Raw genomic sequence first — 18,010 nt, forward strand, 5'->3', positions numbered from 1 at the left:
GTTTGCAAGGTCGCTTTTGTTTGTAACTATTATCTTGTCATTTAACGTGAATGCTGACCAAACCGCTTACAGTCAAGCTGAACTGCAAGCACTTCACGATAAAGAGCAAGCCACTTACAGCATTCCGATAACTAAGCAACAACAAACCCTACTTTCCAAAGTCATGCAACTCTCAAAACCATATCAATCACAAGCCCAATCTCTTCATGATCAAGGATTAAAAATGATCCCACATGAAAAAAATGAGCCTGAAAAAGTCAGTAATGTGTTGATTTTCACTTCACTGGCGTTGCCAAAAACAATGTTCACTCAATTACTGACGCAAGCCGATTCATTACATATCCCCGTCTTAATTCGAGGCATATTAAAGGGCGGAATGAGACCAACGATACAGGCGTTATCGGGGCGATTAATGAAAGGAAAAGATAAGCCATTATTGGGCGGTGTCTCTATTGATCCACGCGGATTTAAGCAGTTTGGGATCACGCATGTTCCCGCGTTTGTGGTCGTGAAATCGGGGAAATGTGATAACAGAAAACAGACCTGTGAAGATAAAAATTTTGACGTGGTCTATGGCAGTATGTCTGTGTCCAACGCGTTGGATATTTTAGCGCGAAAAGGTCGTTTTGGTGATGAGATTCACCAAATCAAATCAAGTGGAAAAATTGGATTTACTAACTAACTTAAATTATTCAATTTTTTCACTTTATACCTTTTTACCCACAATTTTTGTGGATAATTATTGAGCAGGAAGACGATATGTTCATTAAAAAATCAGTCATCATAATAATGATGATTTTCTATTTTAAATCAATATGCTATGCCGATCCGCAAGGTGATATATACAATCAAAATGTAGCCAACGCGCAAGCGTTAGCCACCATGAAACCGACCACGGTGGACGCTCATGAGTATTGTTCTGGGGCGGATTGCGGACAGATAGATTCACCAACACAATCTCAATATTATGGCGATGACGATGCAACTAAAAATGCAGCCACTCACGCAATAAGAAATGATCCATTCGCTCAAGCGACGATAAAAGCCGCACCTAATCGACCGAAAATTGATGATAATGATCCCGCTTATATTAACGCAACACATGACATGGCGGATGCGTCAGAAATATCGCATGGAAAAGCGGGAAAATACACGGATTGTACGCAACATCAACAATGCACAGATACAAATGAGAAACGAAATTGCCTCATTCCGCTGAATGATGCAAAGCCAGAGTGTTATTTAACTCCGACTCCAGATCAAGTGATCAGTAAACAAGCTAGCCAATCTTTTACCCTTGTCAAGAGTACGAATGTATCATTGCCGTTAACTTACTCTCCAGCGATTTTAACACAAATTACAATTCCGAGAATGTCACAACTATTTAATGGTGATTATCGCTATGGAATTAAAGATCCATATGCTCATGTTTTAGCTAATAGTGTTGAAATTGGCAAAGTAAAGGTTGTATTTGAAGCAACACATTTCTCAAACCACGGCGATATGCTTCAATATAGAGCGACTATTTCATCCCATACATTCACGACACACCTTTCAGTCCAAAAATTCACTTTATCTATCCGCTCACAACTCACCAAAAAAAGTAAATTTACAGTATTAAATGGACAAGGCAAGATTTACTACAGCTACAAATCTCAAACAATGAAGTGGATAGATAATTGCGGTTTAGTGCCAAATGAGTGTGCCGCACAATCAGAAAATTGTATAGAAGATGGGGGAACGAGAACTATCAACGGTATACCGACAACAATGAGTTGTTGGAAGAAAAAGCGCATCTATGCTTGTCATTATGACAATACGTGTTCCTCTATGCCAAAAGGAACACATGGGTTATCTCGATATACTGATAGTAGCGAAACGCATTGCACACCCACTGGTGAAGTAACGTGCTCGTTAAAAATATTAGGCGCGTGTGTTCAGAATAAAGCGACTTATACATGTAACGTGAAAGCTTGTCATGATGCAAATATCACATGCGGAGAGCCGTCATTTTGTCTTGATGGTGATTGCTACAACCCAAAACCTGAACAAAACACTGACTTTGCAAAAGACGCGGCGATCATGGCGGCGATTAACGAGGGCGCAAAGGGGATCGATGGTGACTCGATGCAAGGTTTTACAGGAAAGGCGGTCAGTTGCAGTAAAAAACCAATCGGCATTGCTAATTGTTGTTCAGACAAGGGTTGGGGAATGGATATTGATTTAACCTCATGCAGTGATGAAGAAAAAGCCTTAATGAAAGCAAAGAAAAAGAAACTCACTCATAAAGTGGGAAATTATTGCGCTGAAAAAGTATTGGGTGTGTGTATTCGACATAAAGAATCGGATTGCCAATACCCTAATATTCTATCGCGTTTAGTTTCTGAACAAGGAAAGCCTCAATTACATAAAACCTTTGGCAGTGCCAAACATCCTGATTGTAGCGGTTTTACTCCTGATGAGATGAGCTATATTGATTTTTCTCAAATTGATTTAACGAGTTATTACGATGACATGATGGCAAACACTAACCTACCTGATCCCGATGACATTAAAAACAAAGCCGCGGGCGACATTAGCCAATAATAAGGAATAAATCATGCTACGAACCCATGTAATAACGTGGGTCGTGAGCAGTATGATGTTAACCGTTTCCCCATTCGGATTCGCTGGGAAAGGGGCGGGCTGGCGTTGGTATGACGATCCTACGCCTACCGCCCTACCTAAAAAACACCCTGACATTATACGCACGACTTCACACGCGACACCAATCCCACGTAAAACGCTTTCGCCTCAAGAACAGTTAAAAAAAATCCAAGAACAATACAAAAATGCTCGCGCTGAGGCCGTTATGCACCCCACGGTAAAAAACGCCAAAATAGTGATGCGCTGGCATCAATACTTTCTCAACATGAGTGATAAGTTCGGCATCGCCTTTCAAAAAGCGTTATTAGATGATCCAACGCTATCCTATCGCGCCAAATATCCACTTGAGGCAATCGCGCGGCAATCCTACGCCAAAACGCAACATAAAACGGAGCGGAGTGTGATCAATCGTTTAGCAAAAGAGGGCTTTGGTTTGATGTTTGTGTATCGCGGAAACGATCCGCTGTCTCAAACCCTAACGCCGTCTCTGGTTAAACAAACTGAGGATTGGCAATTGCCACTTATTGGCATTAGTAATGACGGTATTTTAATACCTAGCATTCCCCATAATATGGTCAATGACGGTCGAGTTAATCCAGAAGTTCTCCCTGCTATTTATTTAGTCAACCCAAAAACAAAAGAGAAAAAAGCAATTGCATTTGGATTTATCTCGATGACGGAGTTAACCCAAAACCTTACTAAAGTGGCCACCAATTTTAAGGAAGAATAATGAAACACTTAATGACTCTGACCGTATTTCTGCTCACTATACTGAGTTTAAATACACCAGCTTTTGCAATATCGGCGGTCGATATTGCGGCGCAAGATACCCAAGCACAACAAGACACACTACGAAATAACACTATCCAAACGGATTTTACCTCTGCCATTATCAATACTGCGCCCGTCAGTCCAGTTTTAAAAAAAGCCCCTCCACATTCAAAGTATGCCTTGGTTTATATCTTTTCATCAGAATGTCCGTACTGCCACAAATTCACGCCAAAAGTGAGTGAGTTTTTACGCCAACATCCTAATTTACAGCACTATGCTTTTTCTATTGATGGAAAGGGGCTACCAGACTTTGAGCACCCAATGCCCGCCAATAAAGAAGTTATCCATCACTTTTTTGGAACGCCGCATTTTGTTTATCCCGCCACTTTTTTTGTGAACACTGAAACGAATAAATTTACAGGTTTAACCTATCAGAATGTGGCATTAGAAACGTTAGAAAGTCGGTATGAACAACTGGTTACATCCCCTACGTTGTTAAATGCACTGAACTGAGGTGAACACGATGAAAATGAAATATCTTCCGTTTGTGCTGAGTTTGGTGTTAATTAATACCCAAGCACACGCGGGCATATCGTCAGATATTAACGGTTTTTACGACGGGTTGGGGTATAACACTCAAGTAAACAATCCATCGTCATACAAAGGGCAGGAAGCGGATTATTATTCAGGTGGCGGCTTAAATGTTAAATCAAGAGTGCGTGACAGTAATCTGATGCACATTGATACACCATCATTAACAGCAGGTTGCGGCGGGATTGATTTGTTTGCGGGTGGTTTTTCTCACATTAATAGTGATCAACTTACGAACATGGGAAAAGCTATTGTCTCGGATGCTGCACCTTTTGCTGTGAATCTTGCGTTGCAGACTTGGGCGCCGCAGATTAAGGAAATAATGGGAGAGTTACAAAAAGTGGCGGATGAATTTAACAAGCTCTCGGTTAATTCATGCGAAACCGCACAATCGGCTGTATCAGGACTTTGGCCTTTCCAAACTCAATCAGGCCAAAAATACATTTGTGACACGCTGGGTACGCAACAAAACAAATTTTCGGATTGGGCGGCGGGAATGAATGACTGCGGTAAATCAGGTACAGCAAATGATATGGCGAATAAAGCCAGTCAAGATCCAACAACAAAAGGGCTAGTGAAACGTAACCTAAACATTGTTTGGGGGAATCTACAGAAACAGACATTTTTAAAAAATGACAGTGAACTGGCTGAATTTTTCATGAGTCTATCTGGCACTATTATTTACGATAAAGATGGCAATGAGCATACGTTACCGTCCTTATTATCAAATAATAACAACTTAATTAACGCATTAATGGACGGCGGAAAAATTAAGCTATATGTCTGTGATGAGAAAAAGAATTGTCTTTCCCCAACCAAACAAGATTTTACTTTAACTGAAAGTAGCAGCTTACATTACCTCGTGTTTAATGCGATCCAAGATATTGCGATTTCTATCATGAACGACACGCCTTTGGACGAAGCACAAAAATCCTTTTTAGAAATGACGGATATTCCTGTTTTAAAAATGATGTCAATTCAAATTCAAGCGGGTCAATCTCCAGATATTAATGCCTATTCCGAAGTATTAGCAAAAAATTTCACGAAAAAATACCTTGCTGACATTCTGCAAACTGTACAGGCGGCATTGAGTAACTCAAAAAATGACAAGGAAGATTTGAACAGCATTATGGCGGGCATTTATCAGGCGCAAAATTTCATTTCAACGCTCAATCATGATGCAGAAGACCGATTAATCCTAGAGCAAAAATTAACACAAGGCTCACAACAACAGCAACAATCTATCGAGGGGGATTTTTCCTCAAAATTAAAACAAAACATGAATTTTGGGGGGTAGCATGAGCACATTACCAATTTACGTTTATGAGAACGGGGAAATCACCAAAGACGTTTTAGAATCCGTGACGATGTTTTTCCATAACGCGTCTTACAGCGAGATGATGTTTATTTCGATGTCTATTGCGGTCTTAATGACGGCTGTGACCTTTGCGATAAAAAAAGATCCAAATGAGATATTTAAATGGCTCATGACGTTTTTGTTTGTGCCTTTATTTTTAATTAATATCACCACTACGGTACAAATTGTGAATTTGGGCGATCCGCTATGGACTGGCGGTTCGGTCAGTAATGTCCCAATGGTAGTTGCTTATCCTGCGCATCTAATTAGTGAGATTAGTTACGGTGTCACTACGGTTGTGGAAGATATTTTTCACACAGATGATAATGCCACCTACAGCAAAACGGGCATGATATACGCATCAAAGGTACAAAGAGACACACAATCAGTTACGATCTCAAGTGGACGTTTACGTTCGTTATGGTCGGAATATTTACGCAACTGTATCCGTCCTGACATATTGATTAATCACAAATATTCGTGGGATGATTTTGCTGGTTCACCAAAAATTTTTGAGTTTCTTGAAACACACAGTCCAAGCCCATTACGGCGTATCGTGGATAGAGACAGTAAAGGAAAAATTGATTACCCCACCTGTAAAGAAGTCCTACCAACCATCAAGAAACTGTTTGATGATGAGTCCGTCAAGCAACTGGGAACACTCAAAATTAAACTTGGCTTTTTAGGCGAAAATAAAGCGAAACAATCCGCATTACTTGAGAATCAAATTGCTCAAAATAGTGCCGACTTCACCGGCATGAGCACATCTTCTAAAGAAACGTTAATCCAGAATATGGCGATTAATGGCATTCGCACTGGATTACAAAACAGTGCGGCACACTCAAACGCTACCGCTGCGCAACTTAATTACGCAAACACTAAAATGGAGATCCAAAACGAACAAATGTGGATGAGTCTAGGACTAATGGCGCAAAAATACATTCCTGAGCTGCATTCTCTGTTGTTCTTGATGATATTGGTGAGTCCAATTTTTGTGATGTTTTTAGCCATGCTGCCGAGCATGACTTTTAAGGTTTTGACGAACTATGTCTATGGTTATGTGTATCTCGCAACATGGCCTCCATTATTTGTGATCATCAATTTCTTTATGACGAAGACACTTGAGATGGAATCAATAGATATTGCCAAGTTGGGCGGGGGCTTAACTTTTAGCAATGCTAATGCGATATATCATCAACATATCTATTTTGCGGCGATTTGTGGTTGGTTATTGAGTACGGTTCCTTTCATTGCGCCTTATATTGTTAAGGGCGGAGCAAGCATTATGGGAAGCTTGTCGATGCAGGTTGCGGGAATGATTAACTCATCGTCTGGACAGGCAGCGAACGAGAACACCACGGGTAATTACAATTTAGGTAATACCAGTATGGACAATCACAACGCCAACAAAACGGATATGCGCCACATGATGCAAACGCATGGTGCGACTATGCAAAATACGAACGGGACCATGTTTAAAAAGTTCGATCATTCTCAAACGTATAATATGGGGGATTCGATGTCGAGTGGTGCATTTAGCATGAACAGTCAAAAAATGATGACTCAATCATTGACGCATAGCTTGAGTGACGCGCACAAACACACTCAAACTGCGGCGGCTAATTATAACCATGCCACCACGGCCACCGCTCATGATTTACAAAGCTTGGTAAGTTCGAGCAGTGCGACAGATAACTACGGTCATAGTACGTCCAACGGCCTGAGCGCAACCCAACAACAAGCCGTTAATCAGATGCAATCGGCCGTTCATGATTATGCTAAATCGCACAATGTAACAGATTCTAATGCTTGGAAATTCATGGCGGAAGCGTATGGTAATGCCGAAACAAAACAGAATTTTTCAATTCTGGGGAATGGCGTTGATGCAAAGGAGGGGGTACGAGGTTCATTAGGATATAGTTATACCAATGATACAAATAATGGAAGTAACACACGAGACTCTAGTTCTCAACAAAAGAGCTTTAATGAAGCGGTCAATACGCTTCAACAATCTGCAATGAATGATACAACGGGTCATCAAAACTCGAAGGCTCAACAAGCCTTACACAACTTAAACCATGATAATCAAGAACTGGTTAGTTCTGGCCTACAACTCAATAATGCAGCGACAAAAGAACAATCGTTAGCTAATACGTTACAACAGGTGAGTTCAGGGAGTTTACAGGTCAATAATAACCTTATCCCTCAGTTTCAATCCTATTTAGAGCAAAACCCACATTCGAAAGCGAATGTTGAAGCTATCATGACAGGGACGGGGGAAAAAATCGGCATGGAGCGACAAGCCTACTTTGATGCTTTTATGCAAGAAAAACTGAATGCAGGGGATATGGATATATTTTCAGGGCAGCAACAACAAGCCTTTAATGAATCGCCTCAACATTTTGATGAACGAACGGGGCAATCAGTGGATACTAGTTTAAGCGCTCACAATCAATCTGAAAAAGTGGCGCAACATGGCAATATGAATGCACAAAATCAGTATTATGATGAGTACACCGCAACTAAACAGGCCGAGCAAGCACAAGACAATATTAATCAGCGAGGTGATAAAATCAATCATACTCACATTAAGTCTAATGAACCCCAAGAACCCGAAGTAAAACCCTTGCCAAGATTTTCTAAGCCCGATATTGAGGGGGCAGATTGGCGGGCATATATGAAAGATGAAAAATAATTATTTTCGTATGAAAAAGAGCACTCTTGGTTTTAAGAAATTATATTGTCTCTTTAGTGAGGATACACTGATAGCAGCATTAGCTATAATACAGGTAAGTATAGATATACCAAAAATAATTCCACTTTGTTCAATAGAAAAGACATCACCAATATTAATAAATATAATCACAGCAATTACCGAACCCCATATTATTGATCTGTTTTTTATTTGTTCCTTAACTGAACACTCTAAAAAATCAACAATTTCATCGACTTTGGCATTGAATATTTCGGGATCGTGTCCTTTGGCAAACTGCTGTAACACCTGAACATTGCCGCCTTTCAGGGCGGCAATAATCGCCTCTGGGTTCGCATCAACGCTTTGTGTTGGTGCGGCCTTTTCATCAACCCCTAACAGTTGATTAATATCATCATCAGAAAAGCCTTTTTCTCTAAGGGCATCCACTTTTGCAGTAATAGATTGTAATTCCATGTTTTCTCCTAAATGCGCTTGATCGCATTTTTATAGACTTGCGCTCGCTCTCTTTTACCTACCGCGATAACTGAAATTAATAACTCATTATCCCTAACCTGATAGACCAAGCGATAACCCGCAGCCCTTAGTTTTATTTTATAGCATTGTGGCAACCCACTGAGCTTGTCACTTATGACATGAGGAATGACTAATCGCTCGATTAATTTTTTTTTAAACTGTGCTTTTACGTTGCTATCAAGTTTCCGCCACTCTTTTTCAGCTTCAACTTTAAACCGTAGTTTATAGGTCATTAATATTGACCTCTATTTCAGCGGAACCCTCTCGCTCTTTCACCAGTTGTACGAGTTCTATGTCTTCTAATTTTTCCATAAGCAGCTCATAAGCAGCAGCGGGAACACAGTAAAAAGCAGGTTGATTACGATTTAAAACAGCAACAGGGAATCCATCCCCTTGTGCAACAACCGACATCGGATTTTTTTTTAATTCAGAAATGCTAGTAACACTATCAGCGTAAATTGTACGAACAGTATCCATTATACCCACCATTAGAAGACCTAGTTAATAACCTAATTATAGGTCATAACGATTAATAAAACAACAATAAGCCCATTTTTAACAAAGGAATTTCTATGTTTTCAGACAAACAAAAAGCCAACTCGGTGACACGAGGAGGCCAAATCACTTTTCATAACATACGGATGTTTATGCAAATACAAGGCCGTATTACACTCTGGATGTTCATGGCCTCCGCAATATGTACACTGATACTGTGCTACCTTTTTTTTACAATGAATCAGCTTAAAGCGATTGGCTATTATCTTAATTTCCAAACGATGGGACTTTGGCTCGGAAATAATCACCCCGTTTCAATGCTGCTCGATGGTCATCGTTATGCTTATACTTTAGGGCAAATGAAACACCTTTCTATCTTAGTTAATACGTTTTCAGATTCCCTCTGGAAAATCCAAGTCTATTTCTTATGTTCTTTTGTTTCCTGCCTAATTGTGACCTTGGGACTAGTTAAGTATTTTCGTAGCAAAGGTGAAGAACAAACAGCAGACAGGTTCATTCGAGGAGTACAAATTGTTGAGCCAAAACAGCTTGAGAAAGAATTGAAGAAACGCAAAAAACAATCCTCGCTCACCTTCGACAAAATGAAAATTTTTAAGCAAGACTTTGAGTATCAACACACCCTTATGAACGGCACAACAGGGACGGGAAAATCCGTTGCGCTTCGCAAACTCTTGCGCTGGGTAAAAATGCGCGGGGATAAGGCCATTGTGTACGACAAAGGCTGCACTTTTACAGGCATGTTTTACGAACCAGAAAAAGATGTCATTTTAAACCCCTTCGATGAACGCTGCCCCAATTGGGACGTTTGGTGCGATGCACATGAAGATACGGATTTTGAGAACCAAGCCGCCGCGCTTATCCCGCAACACGGGGAAGGCGATCCGTTTTGGGTCTTAGCGGCAAGAACCATTTTTGCCTCAACGGCTTTTAAGATGCGTGATGATAGCAACCGCTCTAATGAACGTTTTTTAGAGATGCTATTAATGTCACAAATTGAGGATTTATCGGCCTATTTAAAAGGTACAGAATCCAGCTCTTTAACCTCCGATAAAGCAGCAAAAATTGCCATTTCTATTAAATCCATCTTATCGGCTTACATCAAGTCATTACGATTTTTATCAGGTCTCGATCAACCATTAGAAGATGGCAGCGTAAGAAAGCGTTTTTCTATTCGTGAATGGGTACAAGATGAGGAACAAAAAGGGGTCTTATTTTTATCCAGTAACGCGCATCAACACGCCTCACTGAGACCGCTTATCTCTATGTGGCTGTCCATTGCTTCGACCGCAATTTTAGGATTAACACCCAATCAAAATCGCCGCGTATGGGTCATTATGGATGAAATGCCCACTCTTCATAAACTGCCTGAACTTGCCGAAACTATCGCAGAAGTGAGGAAGTTTGGGGGCTGTTACGTTGTCGGTATTCAGTCTTACGCGCAATTGGAAAAAAACTACGGGCGCAACGCCGCAATGGAAATGTTTGATTTACTCAATACGCGGTTCTATTTTCGGGCGCCATCCGATCCGATGGCTATTCACTCAAGCAAAGACTTGGGGGAACAAGAACTAGAAATATCTAAAGAACAATACTCGTATGGCGCGAATACAGTGCGAGATGGCGTATCACTCGGGCATCAAAACGTGAAACGTCAAGCAGTCACTGCCACGCAAATATCGCAATTAGAAGACTTGGAATGCTGGTTAAAAACGGCGGGCAGCTACCCAATAACCAAGCTGCAATTGCACTACGACAAATTTAAACAAATCGCAGAGCCTTTCATCCCAAGGGAAATTCATTATTCTGAAAAAATGAACAAACTTGAAGAAATAAGAGCTTACAGCCAAATATCGGCAGTATCTGTCTTAGAAGATGAAACGAAACACAAACTATTCCAAGAATTCAGCGATATGTATTCAAATGACAAAGAAGAACAAGCAGAAAAACGAAAGGAGATGGCGGCACTGGAAAAGACGTTAAAGGATACAAAAAATAACCTTACCGAGTTGAAACAAACATCATCAAAAAAAGACGTGGTATCCCCCGCTCGTCACCATCTTGAAGAAGCCGATAATCGACACGATAAAGAAAATGAAAAATCCGAAGAAAAAACCACTCAAGAGATGTTTACAGCAGAAAATGAAATCATCAGCGAAGACTTTGAAAATGATTTATAACGAAAAGAGAAATCAAATGACAACATCAATCACACGATTAACGCCTATCTTTCTCGCGCTATTAAGCACATCAAGTTATGCGGCGACACCAACAACCTTTACACCAGAGCAACAGGCACAAATTGGTAACATTGCTAGCCAATATCTCATTGACCACCCCGAAGTGCTCATCACTGTGAGCCAAAAATTACAGGAGAAACAAATTCAGCAACAACAAAGCCAACAAAAACAATCCGTTCTTTCTCACCAGAAAGAGCTATTACGAGACAAAACCACTCCTTTTGTGGGTAACAAAAATGCCAAGGTAAATGTAATTGAGTTCTTTGATTATCAGTGTGTTTATTGCGCAAAAATAGCGGCTACTGTGCATGAGATGCAAATCCATCACCCAAATATTAAATTCATTTACAAAGAAACTCCTATCTTTGGTAGCCGTTGGGAGCCGTCAAAATATGCCGCTCAAATTGGGCTAGAAGTCTTTTCTCAAAAAGGAGGAAAGGCTTACAGCAACTATCATTACGGGATATTTAATACAGGATTAAATGAGGGCAAGCTCACCCAATCGATCATAAATAAAAAAGCGAAGGCGGCGGGCATTAACATCAGTGAATTCACCCCAACTGAAAGCTATCAAAAAAACCTACAGCTATTCTCAGAATTGGGTTTTAAAGGCACACCCGCCTTTGTAGTCATGCCATCAACAGGGGCAACCATTGATAATATTTTCGTTATCAATGGCGCAGACAATGCCGCTTTAAATAAAGCAATCGCTACTTTACAAAAAAAATAACAATCCCCAAAAAAATAAAGTCATCGCCCCTCAAATGAGGGGCTTTTTTACGCATAAGGAATTTTTATTATGATGTCATTAAGCTCTATCAAAGGCGGCGCATCGGGTGCATCTGATTACTATCTCAAAGAAGAAAAAGAAGCTAATCTTTCTCAAACTCAATTTAAATTAGACAAAAATAAACCAGGGGATTATTACCTAGAAAAAACCCCACACACCCTCAATACACAATGGTTTGGACAACTGGCAAAAAACGAAGGTATTGACGGTAAGGCTATTACCGAAGAAAAACTCAATCAGGTATTAGCGGGTCAGCTTGATTCAGGTCTTGCGCCTAGGGCGGGAAGCGAACACCGCCGCAATGGATATGATTTAACCTTTTCCGCCCCGAAAGGGGTCAGCATTATGGCTTTAGTGTACGGGGACACCCGTATTGTTGAAGCGCATCAAAATGCGGTAAAAATGGTATGCCATGAAATTGAAAAAAATACGGCGCAAGCTCGCCTCACTCAAGATAAAACCTCGACCTTTGAGAACACCGAAAGCCTCCTATTTGGACTCGTACAGCATCAAACCAGTCGTAACAATGAACCGCAATTACACACCCATACACTCATGGCTAATCTCACCCGCGATAGTCGCGGTGAAATGAAAAACCTCGCCTCTAAAAAAAACCAAAATGGACAAGAAAAACAAGGCACGTTTGAGCGCATCATGCACGACCAAAAATATTACTCCGCCCTTTATCACTCACACCTTGGTGTTGATTTAAAGTCAATGGGGTATTCTATTAAGTCGCTTGGCAACGGCCAAATGGACATCAGTAATGTGCCGAATGAGGTTATCGACGCAAACTCAACCCGACGACAAGAAATCATTCAACACGTAAAAGATACGGGGATGGATTCGGGAAAATCTCGTGACATTGCCGCGCAAACCACCCGAAAAGCGAAAACCTATACGCCTGAAAGCACGCTACAATCTCAATGGCTTGCCACCAATGAAGCCTTAAAATTTGATGGAGCGGCACTGGTACACGCGACACAACAAAAGCATATTGAATTGACGGCCTCGCCAGTTCTGACAAAAGAGGCGAGGCAATCTTTGGATTTATCCATTAATCACCTATCGCGTCAGCAAACAAAGTTACGCTTTAGTGACGTCATGACGTTAGCGGTGGGCGAATTATCCCAAGGCCATGTTCATGATATGGCGGCCTTAAAGACCGAAATAAACAATAGAATTGAGCAAGGCTCAATTATCCCTTTAACCAAAGATGCCGATCAATTCACTACACAAGAGGCTATCGACAAAGAGGAACAACTCAAGGCCACCGCACAAATCAAACGTAAAACATTAAATACCAACCTCAACGAAAAAGCCTTACAACAACTCAATCTCAATAAAGACGGCAACAAAACCTTATCTGCCATTATGGAAAGTAAAAAAACAGCACAGATTGTGGACATCAAGGGCAGTAGCGAGTCTTTTGTTAATCACTTATTGCATGTGAGCCGTGGATCTAAACAGCCCGCATTATTGTTAGCCCCTGATTTTTTATCTAAAAAATCGGTTGAGTCGAATATTCACCGCCCCGCTTTCACCCCAATGCAATGGATTAAAAATTTAGTTGCAAATGATAAAGCACTCAATATTCACCAAGCCCTACAAGAAGATCACTCTTTTCCCGCAAAGGGGATTGTCATTGTGGAGCAGGCCAATAAGTTAAATCTAGACACCACTCAATTATTAATAGCAAAAGCACATCAATCAAACAGTAAAGTGGTGTTCTTAAACCACAAAGACAAACGCCAGTCTTTTGGTTCAGGTAATGCGATGGAAACGCTTAAAAGCACACCAACCCCTATTCTATCATGGCGACAAAATCATCAAACCAACACCGATGTACAAATACACGCACACGGAAAGAGTCTCGATACTGCATATATTGCGCAAGAATATAGCGCACTCTCTCAAAAAGATCGCATGAACACTCAAGTGTTATCGCCGACAAAAAAAGACGCTCAAAAACTCAATACGCTGATTCGAGAAGAACTTAACGCGTCAGGGCAACTTGGTACACAAAGACAAGTTATTGAAACGTTACAACCAACCTATTTAACGCCAGAACAACAAGAAAGTGCCGCCAGTTTTACCAAAGGAATGTTACTCACCGAATTTGTTGATAAGAAGCCCATTGTTCATACCGTGATGGAAATTAACAAAAAATCCAATAAGGTATTGCTTCAATCGAGCAATGAAGAAAAACCTCGCTGGATTGAAGCGAAAAGCGCACATTTCGCGCAACGCTCTATTGCTTTTTCAACACAAAAATCAGTAGAAATCGCGCAAGGTGATCAACTTCAAGCCTCAAAAGGCATTTTTAAAACCACTATTGAAAAAGGAGCGAGACTTTTTGTACAAGCCGTCAATGAGAAAGGTATTACTGTAGAAGAAGAAAAAAGCGGGAAAATTATACATATAGATAATGAAAAATTACACTACTCCGCCCTTGATCATGGTTTCGCGGGGACACTCAATCAACGCGAACTAGAAAAAGATACAATTTGGTTTGCAACGAAAAGCTATCAAGCGGATCAAAACACACTCAATGAATTATTGGATAACAAAACTCGTCAGTTAACTTTTTTCACGAATAATAGTGAACAGTTAAAAGGAAAATTAGCACAAGTAACGCAAAGACCATCCTCTATCAATGAGGTAATAAACCACAGTCAAAGTTATGCCCCAACGCATGATAAGTATTTAAACCGTGAGACTACCCTGACCTTAACCCAAGATGTGACAGAAGCACTCAAGGCTATAACGGGTGCGCATCAATCAAAATCCATTATCGAAAAGTCTGTACAACATGCGCTGTCTAGTATTAGCGAAAAACAAGCGGCTATGCGTCATCCCGATCTTGTCAAAGACACCCTCAAAATAGCACTCGAAGAATATAATACACCTCTTTCTAAAGCTGACATTGAAAAACAATTAACCAGCATCTTCGAAAAGGGGGATATATTTTCGGTCGCTTATAGTGATGGGACGCGTTGGGTCACACAAGAGGCACTCGCGTGTGAGAAACGAATATTGACTCAATTTGAGCAAGGCCAAGGCCAAGTCATACCTTTAGTAACCAACAACAAAGCGATCAATGACTTTTTAAGCCAAACCCGAAATACCCCAAGTCAATCAGAGGGGATCAAGCATATTCTGACCACGACCGATAGATTTATTGCTATCCAAGGATTTGCAGGAACAGGTAAATCCACCATGCTAGAACAAGCCATTAAAATCACCAATGAACACAAAGAAGGGATCACCTTTAAAGGACTTGCGCCCACTCACTCAGCAGTCAATGAGTTAAAAGAAAAAGGCGTACCAAGCCAAACGGTGCAATCTTTTTTACAAGCGATGAACACCAAAGAAAGTGTAAGCAATCAATATCAAAATACTGTATTTCTCGTGGATGAAACCTCCATGATGTCAAACAAACAAATCGACACGTTAAATCAAACGTTATCGAGTGTAGGCGCGAGAGCTGTCTATCTAGGGGATAAAGATCAGCTTCAATCACAAGAAGCGGGAAAGCCGTTTGAATTAGGGATCAAACAAAAAAAACTTGCGGTGACGGTGATGAAAGACATTGTGAGACAACAAAATACCCCTTTAAAAAAGGCGGTTGAACATATTATCGATCAATCCCCTCATTCCGCAATAAAAAGCCTAGAACAACAAGCATCTAATAAAGAAACCGTCCCACTCGATAAGAACGCCTCATCCGAGCAAAACACTGAAAAACACCATCCTCACATTATTTCAACATACAAAAAATTGACAAATGAACACCACAAAAACACCGAGATCGCTCAGGAAAAAATTTACGAACTCGCGACAAAGGAATACTTATCTAGAACATCTGAATCAAGAGATAACACGCTTATTATTGCTTATACCAATCTTGAGCGAGATCATGTCACCAATATGATCCGAAAAGGATTACAAGCAGAAGGGACACTTGGAAAAGAAAACCTCCCCACGACAAGATTAAAATCATTAGGATTAACGCGTGAAGAAATGAAGCTCACCGCCTCTTACAAAAAGGGTCAATATCTAACTCAAAAAAACAATGACTATTACTTGATTAATCATGTTGATAACACTCACAAAATCGTAAGTTTAACGAACACACAAACAGGGGAAATAACGCCCTTTTTCCCTGAAAAAGTCAACCATCAATATACGGGGCTGTGGCAAAAAAGCACCCCTCAACTATCATCTAATGACAAGATAATGTGGCGACAATCGGATACAGATAGGAATTTAGGAGGTAACGAACCGCTGACGGTACTCTCTATCGATCAACACACACTGGTCGCTCAAAGTGATGAAAGTCAACGCATTCATTCGCTCGATTTACAGGATATGAAGAGTGCACATTGGGATCACCGATACACCAAAACCTCAGATATGGCGCAAGGGGCAACGTATAAAAACGTCATTAGCTTGATTAAATCAACCGCGAAATTAACCAATATTCGACGAGCGTATATTGATATATCTCGCGCCAGTGATCACATGATGATCATTACTGACGATGTAAAAAACACCATGTTAAGCTGGTTAAATCATGAAAAAGACACACCATCCGCTATCGAAACAATCGAGAAAATTACACCAGTAAAAGAGACGTACTTTGATAACCCAAAAAGCAAATATGACAACCCAACGTTTAAAGATAAGGACGGAAATTTCTCTTTAACGGCCTACTCAAAACATGTAAACAAAGCACTACAGCCTTACACAGAAAGCCTTTTTACGCACTATCTAGGCCAGCCCAATCAATCAAAATCAACCAAAGACCACTTAAGTTTTGGCATTGGAAACAGTCTAACGAAAGTCTCCTTAACGGGGGAGTTCAGAGGCTTTTATAAAAATTGGGATACAGGTGAGCGAGGTAATTTAATTAATTTAATCAAAAACATTGAGGACATTTCATTTAAAGATGCCATCGAAAAGGCCGAGAACTTATTAAGTGAGCCTGATAAGTTCGGCATTATTAAAAATGATAACAATGAATTATTAATCAATACGATGCCCGCACAACTATCTAAGTTAAAAGAATATGCGATTCACTATAACAAAACCTCAACACCTATCAAAGACACGCCCGCTGACACATATTTAACCAATAAGGGCATCAATACTAACAATATAAACAGCGTAAGCTTTAATCCTAGTGTTTATTCATCTGAATCAAAAAACACCCACCCCGCCATGATAGCCACGTATATTGATAAGAATAATAATGCACAAGCCGTTGAAGTAACATATTTAAAAGATAATGGTGAGCTGGCGGATTTAAACGTGAACAAAAGGATATTAGGTGACAAATCAAAACACTTAATCGAAATCAACAAAGAAAGCGAACTCTACCCTGCGGTTATTATTGAAGGAACTGAAAATGCTTTATCCATCAGTCAAGAATTAAATAGCAATCTATCTATTTACACCATTGACAACTTAAACAATCTAAAAGCCACAGACATCAATATAATTAATAACCATGAAGTTATCATTATTGATAATAATAAATTAAGCGAGGATGTTCTTGAAAATATAAAATCATCATTAGAAGATAAGGGCGTGCACGTGGAAATAATCAAAGAAGATAATCTTAGTTTAATTGATAAAAATGACCGCCTTGATCACAACCTAGACAATAATGACAAACTGGAACAAGATCTCATCCATAAAGATGATATTTCAACCAATAAAGACACCGACAAATTAAATTCCGAACTGTCTATTAACGATAAGGACACAACCAAAGACATAGAAAAAGAGTTTAATGATTTACCGTCTAATGATAACCACATCACCCCTGAAAGAGAAATCACTATAGATGACTTCTCTTTGTAGTAACC

The 18,010-nt window shown here is 40.1% G+C and carries 12 protein-coding genes; 9 read left to right on the forward strand and 3 right to left on the reverse strand.

Annotation, left to right across the window (positions count from 1 at the left end; all coding sequences use genetic code 11):
- Positions 1 to 16 precede the first annotated feature (16 nt).
- From trbC to HC723_RS11015, 6 genes are read left to right on the forward strand one after another with little or no spacing between them, the layout of a single operon-like run.
- Positions 17 to 682, forward strand: a complete 666-nt coding sequence (trbC, locus tag HC723_RS10990) for a type-F conjugative transfer system pilin assembly protein TrbC (protein WP_190339106.1) — start codon at positions 17 to 19, stop codon at positions 680 to 682.
- A gap of 47 nt (positions 683 to 729) precedes the next feature.
- A complete protein-coding gene (traN, locus tag HC723_RS10995) occupies positions 730 to 2,586 on the forward strand; it encodes a type-F conjugative transfer system mating-pair stabilization protein TraN (RefSeq protein WP_190339107.1) in 1,857 nt (618 codons plus the stop codon).
- 13 nt (positions 2,587 to 2,599) lie between these two features.
- A complete protein-coding gene (traF, locus tag HC723_RS11000) occupies positions 2,600 to 3,376 on the forward strand; it encodes a type-F conjugative transfer system pilin assembly protein TraF (protein WP_190339108.1) in 777 nt (258 codons plus the stop codon).
- Positions 3,376 to 3,930: a conjugal transfer protein TraF gene (gene traF, locus HC723_RS11005; RefSeq protein ID WP_190339109.1), complete on the forward strand. Its 555-nt coding sequence runs from the start codon at positions 3,376 to 3,378 to the stop codon at positions 3,928 to 3,930. The genes traF (HC723_RS11000) and traF (HC723_RS11005) overlap by 1 nt, the downstream gene beginning before the upstream one ends.
- Positions 3,931 to 3,940: 10 nt before the next feature.
- Complete coding sequence (locus HC723_RS11010; RefSeq protein ID WP_190339110.1) at positions 3,941 to 5,305, forward strand: conjugal transfer protein TraH; 1,365 nt, start codon at positions 3,941 to 3,943, stop codon at positions 5,303 to 5,305.
- Position 5,306: 1 nt separating this feature from the next.
- A complete protein-coding gene (locus tag HC723_RS11015; protein ID WP_190339111.1) occupies positions 5,307 to 8,060 on the forward strand; it encodes a conjugal transfer protein TraG N-terminal domain-containing protein in 2,754 nt (917 codons plus the stop codon).
- On the opposite strand, the gene HC723_RS11020 is transcribed toward HC723_RS11015, so the two are convergent.
- Genes HC723_RS11020 through HC723_RS11030 form a run of 3 tightly spaced genes read right to left on the reverse strand, consistent with a single transcriptional unit; the run spans position 8,061 to position 9,071 of the window.
- A complete protein-coding gene (locus HC723_RS11020) occupies positions 8,061 to 8,534 on the reverse strand; it encodes a hypothetical protein (RefSeq protein WP_190339112.1) in 474 nt (157 codons plus the stop codon). It lies immediately after the preceding gene.
- An 8-nt stretch (positions 8,535 to 8,542) separates the two neighbouring features.
- Entirely contained in the window at positions 8,543 to 8,827 is a 285-nt protein-coding gene (locus tag HC723_RS11025; protein ID WP_190339113.1) for a type II toxin-antitoxin system RelE family toxin, read from the reverse strand.
- Complete coding sequence (locus HC723_RS11030) at positions 8,817 to 9,071, reverse strand: type II toxin-antitoxin system Phd/YefM family antitoxin (RefSeq protein ID WP_190339114.1); 255 nt, start codon at positions 9,069 to 9,071, stop codon at positions 8,817 to 8,819. Before HC723_RS11030 ends, HC723_RS11025 begins: the two co-directional genes overlap by 11 nt.
- 95 nt (positions 9,072 to 9,166) lie before the next feature.
- Between HC723_RS11030 and traD the strand changes: the two genes are divergently transcribed.
- The 3 genes from traD to traI all read left to right on the forward strand — a co-directional run bounded on the left by traD (position 9,167) and on the right by traI (position 18,005).
- Positions 9,167 to 11,287, forward strand: coding sequence for a type IV conjugative transfer system coupling protein TraD (traD, locus tag HC723_RS11035; protein WP_190339115.1), 2,121 nt, complete (start codon positions 9,167 to 9,169; stop codon positions 11,285 to 11,287).
- A complete protein-coding gene (locus HC723_RS11040; RefSeq protein WP_238925460.1) occupies positions 11,202 to 12,077 on the forward strand; it encodes a thioredoxin domain-containing protein in 876 nt (291 codons plus the stop codon). Before traD ends, HC723_RS11040 begins: the two co-directional genes overlap by 86 nt.
- A 69-nt stretch (positions 12,078 to 12,146) precedes the next feature.
- Positions 12,147 to 18,005, forward strand: coding sequence for a conjugative transfer relaxase/helicase TraI (gene traI, locus HC723_RS11045; RefSeq protein ID WP_190339116.1), 5,859 nt, complete (start codon positions 12,147 to 12,149; stop codon positions 18,003 to 18,005).
- Positions 18,006 to 18,010: the final 5 nt, after the last annotated feature.

This window comes from Vibrio sp. S11_S32 (assembly GCF_014694465.1).
GTDB classification, from domain to species: domain Bacteria; phylum Pseudomonadota; class Gammaproteobacteria; order Enterobacterales; family Vibrionaceae; genus Vibrio; species Vibrio algicola.